Genomic DNA, 15,010 nt, shown 5'->3' on the forward strand with positions numbered 1-15,010 from the left:
GCCCGAGGGATTCGAACGACAGGAGACATGACCATGACGACGCGAACGATTGGTTTCTGGGCCGCGCTCTCGATGACCCTCATCGCCTGCGGGGCGCCGGAGGTAACGACCGAAGGGGGCGGCGACGACGGCGAGATCGCCGCGGCCGCGCAGGCGCTCGAGGGGTTCACGTTCGACTCGCGGGAGCTCGCCACGGCGCCCGCCGCGAGGCTCCCGACGGCCCGGCTGACGCTGCGTTCGTTCGATGACGCGCTCATCCAGCGCTCGCTCATCGGGGCCGATCAGCCGTTCACGCCGATCGGCGAGCTGGGGCGCCGGACGGAGCTCGAGTCGGCGGACTGGACCTATGAGAAGGACCCGTCGAACGGCCAGGTGCTCGTCCTGCGGAAGACGCCGAGCGGCCCGCGGACCTCGCCGGACGAGGCGCTCCTCCGGCGGAACGCGCTGGCGCGCCTGAACAGCTGGGGCATACCGAACGACGAGATCGGAGCCGTGGTGCAGCGGAGGACGCTGCGTGAGGATCAGGACGGAACGGCGGCTTCCGCCCCGGAGGTCCATCGTTACAAGACGTTCGTGTTCCGGGCCGTGAACGGCGTCCGGGTCCAGGGGCACCGCGCGGTCGTGACGCACACGCTCGATGGGACCTTCAACCGCGCCCTCATCCGCTGGCCCGCCATCGCCTCGACGGGCCATCGGCTCCGCACCGCGCTCACGGCGCCGGAGATCGAGCGGCGCGCCGTGGAGGCGCTCTCGGCAGAGGGGGAGAGAGGCGGCAGCGTGCGGCTGCGCTGGAAGTACGTCGCCACGCCCCTCACGAGCGGAGAGGTGACCCTGACCCTGACGGTGGGCGCGATCCTGGGCGCCGAGGTCACGCGCAGCGGCGTCACCGAGGAGCCGCGCGAGGTCGACATCGATGTCGCCGCGCTGTGACGGGCGCGCCGGAGCAGGGGCGCCCGGCGCTGGACAGCGCGCGGGCGCGGGCCGCGCGAAACAGAATCGCAATGGTTCTGCGCTCGCTGGTTAACCGCGGCGGACCCGTGGGGCGAGGCCGTCAGGAAAACGCGTCGGCAACTCGCCGCATCACTCGCGCTCCACCGCCGTACGATCCAAGCCGCGTCGTTGATCCAGAGCCGCGCAGTCGGCCAGAACACACGAGTTGGGGTAGCGGTGCGCCTGTCATCGCGCATATAGTAAAGACCATGGGTGCGGCCAGGAGCAACGGTCAAGACCCCCTCATCGGCGCGACGATCGCCGATCGATATCGGATCATCTCGCTCATCGCGCGAGGGGGGATGGGCAGGGTCTACAGGGCAGAGCAGTTCGCGCTGGGTCGGATCTGCGCCCTCAAGCTGCTCCTCCCCGATGAGCGCCTCGAGCAAGATCCGGAGTTCTTTCGGCGCTTTTCGCGCGAGGCTGCGACCGCGGCGAGGCTCACCCACCCGAACTCCGTCACGGTCTTCGATTACGGCCGGGACGATCCGCGCGGGATCTACTTTATCGCCATGGAGTATATCGCCGGGCGCACGCTCCACCGCGTGCTCCACGACGAGGGCGCGCTCCCGGAGGCGCGCGCGGGCCGGATCGCGCGGCAGATCTGCCGCGCGCTCGCCGAGGCGCACGGCCTCGGCCTCGTGCACCGGGATCTCAAGCCGGGCAATGTGCTCCTCGTCGACCAGGAGGACGAGAAGGACTTCGTCAAGGTGCTCGACTTCGGCCTGGTCAAGGACGTCTCGGGGCGGCAGCTGGATGAGTTGACCCAGAGGGGCCTGTTCATCGGCTCTCCCAAGTACACCGCTCCGGAGCAGGCGATGGGCCACGAGCTCTCGCCGCGCGCGGACGTCTATGCGCTCGGCGTCCTGCTCTACGAGATGCTCTGCGGCAGGGTGCCTTTCGACAGGAAGGTGCCCTCGGCGACGCTCATGGCGCACGTCGGCGAGCCGCCGCCGCCGCTCTCCGATCACGCGCAGGGCGCGCTCGTGTCGCCGGCGATGTCGGCCATCGTGATGCGGTGTCTCGAGAAGAGCCCTGACAGGCGCTTCCAGTCGATGAGGGAGTGTCTCACCGCGCTGAAGAGCGCGGCGGGCGAGCCGAGCGACGCCTCGCGAGCCTCGGCCCCGGACCGCCTGTCCCTGGCGCAACCCCGGGGCGCGCTGCCCTCCGCGTCCTCGATCTCGGAGCTCCGCATCTCGGCCTTCTCGCCCTCTCCCAGCGAGCCGCTCGTGTCGCTTCGCGCTGCGCCGCTCGACTCGCTCTCTCCGCCGCAGGCTCCCGCGACCTTCAGCGGCTCCGTCGCGCCGCCCCGCCACGCGACCGTGTCCCTCTATCTGGTCGCGCTCGTGGCGGCGATCGTCGGCGGGGGCCTGGTGCTGGCGCTCGGCTGGCGCGGGCCGGACGCCGCGCGCGCCCCTGCCGCCGTCCAGGCCTCCCCTGTGCCGATCGCCGTGCCCGTCGAGGCGTCGGCGGGCAGGGAGCCGGGCGCGGTGGCCGAGTTCAGGATCGTGAGGATCGAGAGCGCCCCGCCCGGCGCCCGTGTCTCCGACCGCGGGACGGAGGTCTGCCTGGCGACGCCGTGCCGGCTCGTGCTGCAGGGCGCCGGGAGCAGGGCCGAGTACCGGCTCCAGCTGACCAAGCCCGGCTACAGGCCGGCCGTGCTGGTCGTGCGCCCGGAGGATGAGACCGCCTCGGCGGAGCTCGAGGCGTTCGCCGCGGCCCCGCCGCCGGGGTCGCGGCTGGCAGCAGGCGCGCTGCCGGAGCCAGCGCCACCGACGGATCCGGCGCCCGTCGAGGCCGGCGCTACCCCAGCCGCGGTGGCCGAGCCCGGCGCTGCCACGGCCAGCGCAGCCGAGCCTGACGCTGCCGCCGCGGCAGCCGAGCCCGCCGGCGCCGCGACCGGTACGGCCGAGCCCGGCGCCGAGCCGAGCGCGGCCGCTCCGCCGCCTCCAGCGCCTGCGCTGGCCGCCACGCCTGCGCTGGCCGCCCCCGAGATCCTGCGTTTCCAGGAAGGGATGACCCGCCCCGTGCCGCTCGCGGCGCCCGCCGTGGTCTACACCCGGGAGGCGCGGCAGGCGCGCGTCGAGGGGACGGTCCTCGCGAAGTGCGTGGTGACCACGGCCGGCAGCCTCACCGGCTGCCGGATCGTCAGGGGCGTGCCCCACATGAACGAGGCGGTCCTCGCCGCCCTCGCGGCGAGCCGCTACCAGCCGGTCACCTACCAGGGCAGGCCCGTCAACGTCGACTACGTGTTCTCGATCAAGCTCGTGCTGCCCTGAGGCGCTGGCAGCGCGGCCGCCCCTGAGCAAAGACCCTGGCCGAGAGGCAGACGACGACGTGAATGCTCATGGCTGGAAGGGGTCGGTTTGCGCTGGGCTGGTCCTCTGTCTCGCGGCGCCGCTCGGCTGCTCGCGGGAAGAGACCTCCCAGCCGGCCGCTCGAGGCGAGGCCACGCGGCCGGCGGCGCTGCGGGCCGAGCTCGAGCCGGCGCCGGAGGGCGGCGAGATCGCCGCGCTTGTGCAGCAGGCGCGGGAGCGCGCGCGGCGGGAGGGCCGCGAGCTCGTCGTCTACGTGGGCGCGCCCTGGTGCGAGCCGTGCACGAGGTTTCACGACGCGGTGAAGGCCGGCCAGCTCGACGCGGTCCTGCCTGCGCTGCGCCTGCTGGAGTTCGACCTCGACCGCGATCGGGATCGGCTCGCCGAGGCCGGCTACGCGTCGGAGATGATCCCGCTCTTCGTCGTGCCCGGCGAGGACGGCCGGGGAACGCCCCTCCGCATCGAGGGATCGGTGAAGGGCGAGCGCGCGGTGGACGAGATCGTGCCCCGGCTCGCGGCCATCCTGAGCCGGGCGCGGGCCTCGGCGCGGTGATCCTCGAGGCGCGCCGGCCGCCCCGCCCGCGCGTGCGCCGCCGCGTCGCGGTGCGCGTCGGCGTCTCGGTGGACGCGCGGAGGCCGCGGCACCATGGATGGGACCCCATGAGGATCGCCGCCCTGCTGCTCGCAGCCGCCGCCGTGTCGCTCGCCGCGGGCTGCCGTAACGGCGCCGGCAGCGAGCCTGCCCAGCCCATGCCGAACGTCACGCCGATCGACACGCGCGCCTCCGCCGAGCCGGCAGCGGACGACGAGCCGCCCACGCCGCGGCCCCCGAAGGAGGCCGATCCCACGAGCACCGACGCGTTCGAGGGCACCGCGGGCGCCACCGACAAGCCGCGCGCCGGCGCGAAGGTCGCGGTCCTGCGCGACGTGCGAGCAGCCCGGCACGAGCACTACGACCGCATCGTGTTCGAGTTCGAGGGGGACGCGGTGCCGGGCTACCACATCGATTACATCGACAAGCCGGTGCGCCAGTGCGGCTCGGGCGAGGCGACGGAGATCGCGGGCGACGCATGGCTCGCGGTGCGGATGACCCCCGCGGCGGCGCACAACGACGCGGGGAACGCCACGGTCCCGTTCCGCGAGCAGAAGCTCGCGCTCGGCGTGGCGCGCGAGATCGAGCGGACGTGCGACTTCGAGGCCGAGGTGACCTGGGTGCTCGGGGTCTCGTCGCCGAACCGGTACCGCGTCCTCGAGCTGACCAAGCCGGCGCGGCTCGTCGTCGACGTGAAGCACTGAGGCCGCGTCCACGGCACCCCTCCGGCTCGCCGCGCCGCGAGCGGGCCGCAGGGCGCGGCGAGCGCCGCCCGCCGCTCAGCCGTCCAGCGCGGGCCCGGGCTCGCCGTGGCGCGCCGGCGGCGGAGGCGCGTCGGCCGCCTTGGGCGGGGGCAGCCTCCGCGGCGGCACGACGACCTGCTTCGGCGGAGCGGCGGGGCCGCTCGACGGCCGCGGGATGTTGTAGACGCGCTTCGCCTGGATCGCCGCGGATCGAAGGCCGTTGGCCCGCTTGATCGCCTCCACGGTGGTGCCGTACTGCCGGGCCAGCGAGCCCAGGGTCTGCCCCTTCTTCGCGGTGTGGCGCACGTACTGCGACGTGGGCTTGATCGCCCCGCGCTTCACGAGCAGCGGATATGCCAGCGCGGCCGACTCCTGCGCGATCGGGCTGTAGAACCGGACGTGGATGTGGTTCGCGTGCCCCCGGGCGTGGCGGACGAGCGGGCGCGGCTTCCTCGACCCGAGCTGGAAGACCTCGTCGAGCCAGTCCTTGTCCTCCCCGATCTTCAGCGCGTACTCCTTGAGCAGCCGCTGCACGCTGCTGTCGATGAGGATGAGCTCCACGTCGGTCTCGGTGACGAGCGCCCGGACGAAGGCCCAGGTGCGCTCCCGGTCGAGGTTCGCCGCCGTGGCCCGCTGATACCAGCGGTGCCGCGCGTCGAGGAAATAGCTGATGTCGACGTCGCGCCCGGCCTGGTGGCTCTTGTGCGGGGAGAGGTGGCCGCCCTCCCGGGCGCTGATGTGCCCGATGTAGAGCTTCGGGCTCCCCGGGAACTGCCGGTGCACCTCGGCGATCGCCCTGTCGAGCGCGTCGATCGTCTCGCGCGTCCCCCAGGCGTGGGCCGGATCGACGAGCTCCCACCGATCGCCCTCGGGCATCCGGACGCCGTTGAACAGCGCGCCCGCGTTGGTGGCGCCCAGCGACATCGGCCCGAGCGCCGCGGGGTCCTTCGAGAGTAGCTCCTCGATCTGGGCCTCGGTCATCGCCGAGAGCGGCGAGTGCGCCCGCGCGCCGGTGCCCGGATCCGCCGGCAGCTCCAGGCCGTCGTCGACCTCACCGTCGTCGTCGTCGACGTCGTGGGCGTCCGCGAGCGCGGCCTCCTCCGCCGTCCCGGGCGCGGGCGGAGGCGAGGCGCCGCGCTGCTCCGAGGACACCGCGGAGGCCACGCGCAGCAGGCCGTCCTTGGACCGCGCCGCCTCCGGCGCCCTCCCGGCGCAGCCCGCGAGGAGGAGGGCGCAGAGGACGGAAACCAAGCTGCTGCGCCCCATCGCGGGCCACTATACTGACGCGAGGGAGCGACGCCAACCGCAGCCCCGCGCTCGCGTGCGGCGCGCTCCACGCGACGCGCGTTCAGCGTGGGCCTGCGTTGCGGGGCGTCATGCGGCGCTGCGCGATGTTTTGCAGCGTCGCTCGCGTCCGCGCACGAGGACGTTGCCGCCGCCGCGCCGGCGGCTACATGCTGCCCTCGTGCAACCGTCCCAGCGGAGCGGCCGCCCCGATCGGGCGGCCCGGGGAGCCGCCGCGCCGGCGCCGACGCCGGGGCCGGACAACGCGCCGCGCCACGACGACCGCGGCGAGCGCACGGGCGGGACCGGGGAGCGGCAACCGGGCGGCGGTGGCCAGCAGAAGCTCTTCTCGGCCCGGGAGGTGGCGGGCAACGGGGCGGCGACGGTCGAGGGGGAGGTCGTCCGCGTCACGTACGAGAGCGAGTCGAGCGGCTTCCGGGTGCTGCGGGTGGAGGTCACCCCCGGCGCCCCGCCGGAGGTCTGGGTCGGCGTGTTCCCGCAGGTCGGGCCGGGCACGCGCGTGCGCGCGACGGGGCGCTACGAGCGCGATCCGAAGCACGGCGAGCAGCTCAAGGTCGAGACCCTGCTGCCGATCGCCCCCGCCACGCTCGATGGGCTCGAGCGCTACCTCGGGTCCGGCATGGTGCAGGGCATCGGCCCGGCGTACGCGAAGCGGATCGTGGAGGCGTTCGGCACGGAGACGCTGGAGATCCTCGACCGGTCGCCGGAGCGGCTCGCCGAGGTCCCCGGGCTCGGCCAGCGGCGGGCGCAGGCCGTCGCGAAGGCGTGGGCGGCGCAGCGGGCGATCGGGGCCATCATGATCTTCCTCCAGGCGCACGGCGCCTCGCCGGCGCTGGCGAGCCGCATCTACAAGCGGTTCGGCCCCCACGCGATCGACATCGTCTCCCGCTCCCCGTACCGGCTCGCGATCGACGTGTGGGGCATCGGCTTCAAGACCGCCGACCGGATCGCGCGCTCGATCGGCGTCCGGGCCGACTCGCCGGAGCGGGCGCAGGCGGGCGTGCTGCAGACGCTGGTGGATCTGTCGACGCGCGGCCACACGCTGGCGGTGCGGCCGGAGCTCGCGGAGCTCGCCGCCGCGATGCTCGAGCGCGACGCCGCCGAGGTCGACGGCGCGATCGACGCGCTCGTGGCGAGCGGCCATGTGCGGGTCGAGACGCTCGAGACCGGCGAGGTGGCCGTCTATCCGAAGGACCTCCACGAGGCCGAGGTGCGGCTCGCGCGCCGGATGCGCTCCTTGCTGGGCGACGACGAGGGCGACGCGGCGCCCGAGGCGCGCCTCGTGGAGGGCGTCGACGCGGCGATCGCCGCGTTCGAGGCGAAGACGCAGGTCTCGCTGGCGCCTGCCCAGCGGGACGCCGTGGCGCAGGCGGCACGGAACAAGGTGCTGGTCATCACCGGCGGCCCGGGCGTGGGCAAGACGACCATCGTCCGGGCCATCCTGGCGCTCTTCGACCGCGCCCGGCTCCCGGTGCGGCTCGCCGCGCCCACGGGCCGCGCGGCGAAGCGGATGAGCGAGGCGACGGGGCGCGAGGCCGTCACGCTCCACCGCCTGCTGGAGTTCGATCCCAAGCAGCGCAAGTTCGGCCGCCAGCGGGGCCGGCCGATCGAGGCGGGGGCGATCGTGGTCGACGAGGCGTCGATGCTCGACCTGGCGCTCGCCGACGCGCTCCTGCAGGCGACGTCCGACGCGGCGCGGCTCGTGCTGGTGGGCGACGTCGATCAGCTCCCGTCGGTGGGGCCGGGCGCGGTGCTGCGGGACGTGATCGCCTCCGGCGAGGTGCCCACGGTGCGGCTCACGCAGATCTTCCGGCAGGCCGAGGGCAGCCTCATCGTCCGGAACGCGCACCGGATCCACGACGGCGAGCCGCCCGAGGGCGCGCGCGGGCCCGGCGGCGAGTTCTATGTGATCGAGCGGATCGAGGCCGAGGCGGCGGCGGATCTGATCCTCCACCTCGTGACGGAGCGCGTCGGCAAGGGGTTCGGGCTGGATCCGCGGCGCGACGTCCAGGTCCTGACGCCGATGCACAAGGGCGAGGCGGGTGCGATCGCGCTGAACGCGCGGCTGCAGGCGGCGCTGAACCCCGAGGGCCCGAGCGTCACGCGTGGCGCGAGGACGTTACGGCTCGGCGACAAGGTGATGCAGCTCCGCAACGACTACGACCGCGAGGTGTACAACGGCGACGTCGGCTTCATCACGGACGTGAACACCGAGGAGCGGAAGCTCCAGGTGCGCTTCGACGATCGCGAGGTCAGCTACGAGGAAGCGGAGCTCGACGAGCTGACGCTCGCCTACGCGACGAGCATCCACAAGAGCCAGGGGAGCGAGTATCCGGCGGTGATCGTGCCGATCCTCACCCAGCATTTCGTGATGCTCTCGCGCAACCTCATCTACACGGCGGTGACCCGCGGCAAGCGGCTCGTGGTGCTCGTGGCGGATCCGCGGGCCGTGTCGCTGGCGCTGGCGGAGACCCGCCGTGAGGAGCGTCGCACGCACCTCGCGGAGCGCCTGCGCGGCGGCGCGCCGGCGCGCTCCGGATCGGCGCGCACGCTCGAGGGCCCCCTCGCCGCCGGCCCGCGACTCGACTAGGACGGCGCGCGGCGAGGGAGAGGGCGAGCGAGATGGGCGTCCGAGACGGCGATAGCGACAGCGAGCACGACGGGGATCACACGAGCGACCGCGAGGCGGCGACGGCGACGCGAACCGCAGCGGCGCAGCCGGGTTCAAGCGCGGGAGCCGCGCCGAGGTTCACGGTTGCGACGCGTGGAATCACGGGTGGAAGCCGTGAAAGCGGTGGAAGCGGCGGAAGCGCTTCTGGCCCGAACGCGACGGCCGCGATGAGGCCGCGCGCGCACCGAGCTCCCCCGTTGCCCGGCTGGGTCCTCCCTGCTAGCGTTCGCGCCCCTTCTACACGAACTACGGCCCCCATCATTTCGGCGCGCAGGGTACCGGGGCGAGGCTGGGCGATGCCTGCGCCTCGGCGCGCGTGGGGGAGAGATCTCGGAGCATCGACGATGACGACGAACGGACAGCAGCAGGCGGGTGGGCTCAACATCACCGGAGGGGCGGCGATCGTCGCGCCCGTGAGCGCGTTTCCGAACGGCGTGCCGGGGAACGCGCTCATCGTCATCCCGATGAACAAGCCGACCGACGAGCTGAAGGGCCTGCTCGAGCAGGGTCCCGCCGCGGTGACCCTCGAGCAGATGTGGCAGCTCCTCGGCTTCAACGGGCCGGCGGTGCAGGTGCAGGACGATCAGGGGCGCCCGATCGCGATCGGCCTGGAGGACCTGCTCGCGGGGCTCGAGAAGCACTGGACCGAGCAGCCCGATGACCTGAACCGCGGGCGCATCTTCGCGCAGGAGCTCCTCAAGCACAACCGGCTGGCGCGCGCCGAGCAGGTGCTCTCGAAGGTGGTCGCGAAGGGCGGCACGGGCGACGACTGGCTCGCGCTCGGCGTCGCGCAGCTCTCGCAGGACAAGCACGACAAGGCCGAGGGGACGCTCAAGGGCGCGCAGAACCTGCTCAAGGACAACCCCTACCCCTCGCTGCACCTCGCGAAGCTCTACCAGGCGCGCAAGGACGACGCGAAGGAGCGCGAGTTCATCGAGAAGGCGATCGCGATCGACGTGGACTGTATCGACGCGTGGGCCTACCTCTTCCAGTACGAGAAGCAGCGCGGCGACGAGGCGAGCGCGGTCGCGGCGATCGAGAAGTTCTCGGCCGACAAGAAGACGGCCGCGCCGTACATCGCGATCCAGGGCTTCTACGCGGCCAACGAGGAGACGCGCGACAAGGCGGTCGAGTACGCCAAGAAGGCGGTCGCGCAGAACCCGGACAACCCGCTGGCGCTGCTCTGCCTGTCGGCGCTCTACGGGCAGAAGAACGACCTCGAGGCGGTGGTCCGCCTGCTCCAGCCGCACGAGGCGAAGATGAGCCGCGACGTGCGCCTGGCGAACAACTACTTCGAGGCGCTGTTCCAGTCGCGCCAGCTCGAGAAGGTGACCAAGCTGCTGAATGCCCTCGCGGGCTCTCCGAGCAAGGAGGTCAAGCAGTTCGCCATCGAGCGGTCGCGCGCCGTCGCCCAGTACCTGCAGCAGCAGCAGCAGCAGCTCGCCGCGGCGGCCCAGCCGGCGCAGCGCAAGGCCTGACGCGCACGGAGGCAGGGGAGCGCTGAGCGGCGCTCCTCCGCTGCCTCCGGCGCTCGCCGTTCGCCGGCGTTCAGCGCGCTCAGCGACCGAAGGCGCGGCGGATCGCTTCGGCGATGCCGCCGCCCACCAGGCCGTCGGCCTTCAGGCGGTCCGTCGCCGCCTGCTTCACAGGCTCGGGCGCCTGCGCCATGGCGAACGACCGCCCCGCGACCTCGAACATCGGCACGTCGTTGAGCCAGTCGCCGACGACGACCACGTCCGACAGCTCGCAGCCGTGGTGCTCCGCGAGCCACGCGATCGCCGTCCCCTTCGTCGGCCCAGCGGCCCGGACCATCATCGCGAAGAGGCTCGTCCGGTCGTCGCGCATGAGGGGGAACGAGACGACGAAGGCCGCTTCACCGAGCTCGGACCGGACCTCCTCGACGGCCGCCGCGACCTGGAGCTCGGTCCCGAGCGCCACGAGCGCCAGCAGGCCGTGCTCGTGCTCCCAGTACGGGTGCGACGAGACGCGATCGACCTCGGCGATGGCGGGCGACCAGCCCCGGACATAGTGGACGTGCGGCGCGCCGGTCGCGTCGTGGACGATGCTGTCCTGCGCGAACAGGAACGACGCCGTCGCGTGCCGCTCGGTGATCGAGCGCAGGAGGGACGCCTCGGCGCCGGAGATCGTGCGCGAGTACAGGTGCGCGTCGCCCTCGGTGTGCACGATGTGGCTGCCGTCGACGCACGCGATGGGGCCGACCACGCCGATCCGCCGCGCGACCTCGCGCGTCCCCGAGTACAGACGCCCTGTCGCGATCGAGACCGGGACGCCGGCATCCTGGAGCCGCTGGATGGCGCGGAGGTCCTCGTCGTGGATGGACCCATCACGACGGACGAGGGTCCCGTCGACGTCGAGGGCAAGGAGCTTGTAGGTCGTCACCGCGCTTGAGTAGCTCGGGAGCGCGTGGAGCGCAGCAGGCGGGACTGGATGGGACGGATCAGGACGCCCTCCCGGTGAGGAGAGCTCAGGAAGCCGGGTAGACCGACACCTGCTTCTTGGTGTTGGACTTCCACTCGTACGTGACGACGCCGTCAACGAGGGCGAAGAGCGTGAAGTCGCGGCCGGTGCCGACGTTGTGGCCGGCGTGGATCGAGGAGCCGACCTGCCGGACCAGGATGTTGCCAGCGCGCACGGGCGCCCCGGCGTACACCTTCACCCCACGGCGCTGCGCGTTCGAGTCACGGCCGTTTCTGGAGGAGCCGCCACCTTTTTTGTGAGCCATCTCTACTTCTCCTGCTAGGCGGTGATGCCGGTGATCTTGAGCTCGGTGTACGGCTGGCGGTGGCCGTTCTTGCGGCGGTAGTTCTTCCGGCGCCTGAACTTGAAGACCACGATCTTCTTGCCGCGGTCCTGCCCGGTGATCTCGGCAGCGACAGAGGCGCCGCTCACGAGGGGCTTGCCAATCTTGGGAGAGTCACCGCCGACGAGGAGCACCTCGCTGAAGGTGACCTTGTCACCCGCATTGCCGACAAGCTTCTCAACCCGGAGCTTCTGACCTTCGGCGACCCGATACTGCTTGCCGCCCGTCTTGATGACCGCGTACATGGTGCGTCTTCCTCAACCTGGGGACCGCGATCCCTCGCCATACGCCACGCAGATAGCCCTCGATCGGAGGGCCCGGTGGGCGAGGGAGCGGCAGTATACGGACCTTCTCCGGCTTGGCAAGTGGTTCGCAGCGGCGTCGCCCAGGTTCTTCGCCGGAGCGACGGCCGGGAGCGACGTCCGCGCCTCCGGGCGTGGGCAGGGCCCTGGAAAGCCCCGGGCAGAGCGCAGCCCGGGCCGCGCGCCCGGTCGCGGCGCGGGTCGCGCTCGCCGCTCGCCCACCGCCTTTTTCGCCCTCACGCCTTGGTGAAGACGAACTTCTCGTCGACCACGTCGACCTGCATCGTCTGACCGGGCTGGTACCCGCCGGCCAGGATGGTCTCGGCGAGCGGGTTCTGGAGCTCGCGCAGGATCGCCCGCTTCAGCGGGCGAGCGCCGAGGCTCGGCTCGTAACCGAGCTCGACGAGCCGTGCCTTCGCGGCGTCCGTGAGGGCGAGGCGGATGTCCTTGTCCGTGAGCAGCTGCTCCAGCCGACGAAGCTGGATGTCGACGATGCCCCGGAGGTCCTCCTTGCTGAGCGCCTTGAAGACGACGATGTCGTCGACCCGGTTCAGGAACTCGGGGCGGAAGAACCCGCGCAGCTCCTCGAGCAGGACGTCGCGGATCGCCTCGCGCCCGTCCTCCGTGGTCCAGAGCTTGGCGTCGGTCTCGAGCACGCGCTTCGACCCGATGTTCGAGGTCATGATGACGACCGTGTTCGAGAAGTCGGCGAGCCGCCCGCGGCCGTCGGTGAGCCGGCCGTCGTCGAGGATCTGGAGCAGCAGGTTGAACACGTCCGCGTGGGCCTTCTCGACCTCGTCGAACAGGAGCACGCTGTACGGCCGGCGCCGGGCGGCCTCGGTGAGGAAGCCGCCCTGCTCGCTGTCCGCGTAGCCCGGGGGCGCGCCGATCAGGCGCTGCGCCATGTGGCGCTCCATGAACTCGCTCATGTCCATGCGCGTCAGCGCCTGCTCGTCGTCGAACAGGAACTCGGCGAGCGCCTTCGCGAGCTCCGTCTTGCCGACGCCGCTCGGCCCGAGGAACAGGAACGAGCCGATCGGCTTCCCCGGATCGCGCAGGCCGACGCGCCCGCGGCGCACCGCCTTCGCGATCGCGCGCACCGCCTCGTCCTGACCGACCACCCGCTGCGCGAGCCGCGCCTCCATCTTGAGGAGCTTCTCGGCCTCGCCCTCGAGCATCTTGGCCACCGGGATGCCGGTCCAGTCGTTGAGCGTCGCCGCCACGTCCGACTCCGCGACGACGTTCGAGGTCGGCGCGACCCCCTCCCGCTGCGCGGCCTCCTCCGCGGCCTGGAGCCGCCGCTTGATCTCCGGGAGCGTGACGTGCTCGAGCTCGCCGATCTTGGCGAACGCCTTGTCGCGCTGGGCAGCCTTCAAGGCCTCCGTCGCGGCGACGAGCTCCCGACGGATGGACTGGCACGCCGCGATGACGCCGCGGCGCGACGCGTTGCGGCTGCGCATCGACGACGCCTTCGGCTCGATCTCCGCGAGCTCCGCTTCCAGCCGCGTGCGGGTCTGGACGCTGAGCTTGTCGTCGTCGTCCGCGAGCGCGGCGATCTGGGCGCGGAGCGCGTCGACACGCCGGGTCAGCGTGTCGAGCTCGGCCGGCACGCCGTCGACCTCCACCCGCTTGCGGGCGGACGTCTCGTCGAGCAGGTCCACCGCCGTGTCGGGGAGCGCGCGGTCCGAGATGTACCGCTTGGCCAGCGCGACCGCCGAGGTGATGGCGCTCTCCCCCACCCGGACGCGGTGGTGGGCCTCGTACTTCGTGGCGATCCCGCGCAGGATCTCCGTCGCTTGATCGATGCTCGGCGCCTCCAGCGTGATCGTCGAGAACCGCCGGATGATCCCGGGATCGCGCTCGTTGATCTTGCGCACGCCCTCGGGCGTCGTCGTGGCGATGATCCGGATCTCCCCGCGCGACAGGAGCGGCTTCAGGAGCTCGCCCACGCCGGCGCCCTGCACCCCCTGGCCGAAGAGCGCGTCGAGATCCTCGACGACGAGGATGCTCTCCGCGTCCTGCTCGCCCCGCAGCCGATCGACGAGGACCTTGAGGCGCTGCTCGATCTCCCCGCGGAGCTTCGCCCCGGCGACGAGCGCGCCGGTGTCGAGCTCGTAGAGGTGGGCGCCGGCGAGGTTCGTGGGCACGTCGCCGTGCGCGATGCGATCGGCCAGGCCCCGGATGAGCGCGGTCTTGCCCACGCCGGGCTCGCCGACGATGAGGGGGTGATTCTTGAACCGCCGCTCGAGGATCTGCAGCAAGCGGCGCGCCTCGACGTCACGGCCGATGACCGGATCGAACCGCCCTTCACGCGCGTCGGCGACGAGGTCCCGCGTGTAGGGCGCGGGTTGACCCGGCTCGGCCGCGTTGGCCGGCGCGGGCGAGGGCTCCCGCGAGGCCGCTTCCAGCGCCCCGAGGTGGGGCCGGAACGCGCCGGGACCGATGCCGAACGAAGAGAGGATCTCCCCGGCAGGCCCGCGGATCTCCTGGGCGAGCGCGTGCAACAGGTGCTCGATGCCCACGTTCTGCGACTTGTCCCGGGTCGCCTCCCGCTCGGCGCGCCCGAGCAGATCGAGCAGGCGAGGGCTCACGTACGCAACGCCGCTGCTGCCCGCCCTGGACAGCTTCTTCAGGGCGTTCTCGGCGAGCTGGAGCACCTCGTTCGGGTCGGCGCCGGCCCGCCGAAAGACCTCGGACACGCCCCGGTCGCGCTCCAGCAACCTCATGAGCAGGTGCAGCGGCGTGACCTCCGCGTGCTGGCGCTCGTCCGCGATCTGCTGTGCGCCGGCGACGACCTGCTTCGCGTCGCCGGTATAGCGATCGAGGTGAATCGTGCCCTCTTTCTCGGCCATGCGCGCAGCCTACCGCAAGGTGGAGCCCTGTGCGCTTGCATCTTCGGCCTGCCCGGGAAAGGAAAGAGGACGAGATGCCCATGCAAGCAGCCGAAGTCACCATCTACGTCACCGACTACTGCCCTTACTGCGCCATGGCGAAGCGCCTGCTGACGCAGAAGCAGGCGCGCTTCACCGAGATCAACGTGGAGAACCGCGATGACCTCCGCGCCTGGTTGGTCAAGGCCTCCGGGCAGCGGACGGTCCCTCAGATCTTCATCAATGGAGCCAGCATCGGCGGATTCAGCGACCTCTCGGCCCTCGACAGGGAGGGGGGGCTCGATCCGCGCCTCGGTGAGGCGCCGAGCGCGGACGCACCTCCCATGCCGCGCTGAGACGGATGAAGGTGCCTGAGGTACGGCGGAGAATCCTCGTCGGAC

Annotated in this window: 12 protein-coding genes; 7 read left to right on the forward strand and 5 right to left on the reverse strand. The window is 72.3% G+C overall.

Going from position 1 to position 15,010, the window contains the following annotated elements; translation table 11 throughout:
- Nucleotides 1-33: 33 nt before the first annotated feature.
- From WMF19_RS44545 to WMF19_RS44560, 4 genes are all read left to right on the forward strand, one after another.
- Nucleotides 34-930, forward strand: coding sequence for a hypothetical protein (locus tag WMF19_RS44545; protein WP_437895930.1), 897 nt, complete (start codon nt 34-36; stop codon nt 928-930).
- 269 nt (nt 931-1,199) lie between these two features.
- A complete protein-coding gene (locus WMF19_RS44550; RefSeq protein WP_437895931.1) occupies nt 1,200-3,269 on the forward strand; it encodes a TonB family protein in 2,070 nt (689 codons plus the stop codon).
- A gap of 58 nt (nt 3,270-3,327) precedes the next feature.
- Nucleotides 3,328-3,858, forward strand: coding sequence for a thioredoxin (locus tag WMF19_RS44555; protein ID WP_437325705.1), 531 nt, complete (start codon nt 3,328-3,330; stop codon nt 3,856-3,858).
- Nucleotides 3,859-3,965: 107 nt separating this feature from the next.
- Entirely contained in the window at nt 3,966-4,601 is a 636-nt protein-coding gene (locus WMF19_RS44560; protein ID WP_437895932.1) for an AMIN-like domain-containing (lipo)protein, read from the forward strand.
- A 75-nt stretch (nt 4,602-4,676) separates the two neighbouring features.
- On the opposite strand, the gene WMF19_RS44565 is transcribed toward WMF19_RS44560, so the two are convergent.
- Complete coding sequence (locus WMF19_RS44565) at nt 4,677-5,906, reverse strand: LysM peptidoglycan-binding domain-containing protein (RefSeq protein WP_437895933.1); 1,230 nt, start codon at nt 5,904-5,906, stop codon at nt 4,677-4,679.
- A 199-nt stretch (nt 5,907-6,105) separates the two neighbouring features.
- Between WMF19_RS44565 and recD2 the strand changes: the two genes are divergently transcribed.
- Entirely contained in the window at nt 6,106-8,535 is a 2,430-nt protein-coding gene (gene recD2, locus WMF19_RS44570) for an SF1B family DNA helicase RecD2 (protein WP_437895934.1), read from the forward strand.
- A gap of 425 nt (nt 8,536-8,960) precedes the next feature.
- Nucleotides 8,961-10,094 carry a tetratricopeptide repeat protein gene (locus WMF19_RS44575; RefSeq protein ID WP_437895935.1) on the forward strand — a complete coding sequence of 378 codons (1,134 nt, stop codon included), beginning with the start codon at nt 8,961-8,963 and terminating at the stop codon, nt 10,092-10,094.
- A gap of 79 nt (nt 10,095-10,173) precedes the next feature.
- On the opposite strand, the gene WMF19_RS44580 is transcribed toward WMF19_RS44575, so the two are convergent.
- The 4 genes from WMF19_RS44580 to WMF19_RS44595 all read right to left on the reverse strand — a co-directional run bounded on the left by WMF19_RS44580 (nt 10,174) and on the right by WMF19_RS44595 (nt 14,591).
- On the reverse strand, nt 10,174-11,016 hold the full coding sequence (locus WMF19_RS44580) for an HAD family hydrolase (RefSeq protein ID WP_437895936.1): 843 nt from the start codon (nt 11,014-11,016) through the stop codon (nt 10,174-10,176).
- Nucleotides 11,017-11,101: 85 nt separating this feature from the next.
- Entirely contained in the window at nt 11,102-11,359 is a 258-nt protein-coding gene (gene rpmA, locus WMF19_RS44585) for a 50S ribosomal protein L27 (RefSeq protein WP_012240530.1), read from the reverse strand.
- A 14-nt stretch (nt 11,360-11,373) separates the two neighbouring features.
- Nucleotides 11,374-11,682 carry a 50S ribosomal protein L21 gene (rplU, locus tag WMF19_RS44590; protein ID WP_012240531.1) on the reverse strand — a complete coding sequence of 103 codons (309 nt, stop codon included), beginning with the start codon at nt 11,680-11,682 and terminating at the stop codon, nt 11,374-11,376.
- 293 nt (nt 11,683-11,975) lie between these two features.
- On the reverse strand, nt 11,976-14,591 hold the full coding sequence (locus tag WMF19_RS44595) for an ATP-dependent Clp protease ATP-binding subunit (protein ID WP_437325711.1): 2,616 nt from the start codon (nt 14,589-14,591) through the stop codon (nt 11,976-11,978).
- An 80-nt stretch (nt 14,592-14,671) separates the two neighbouring features.
- Here WMF19_RS44595 and grxC point away from each other — a divergent pair, with 80 nt between their 5' ends.
- Entirely contained in the window at nt 14,672-14,965 is a 294-nt protein-coding gene (grxC, locus tag WMF19_RS44600) for a glutaredoxin 3 (protein ID WP_437895937.1), read from the forward strand.
- Nucleotides 14,966-15,010: the final 45 nt, after the last annotated feature.

The sequence above is a fragment of the Sorangium sp. So ce124 genome, assembly GCF_051525235.1.
Classification (GTDB): Bacteria; Myxococcota_A; Polyangia; order Polyangiales; family Polyangiaceae; genus Sorangium; species Sorangium atrum.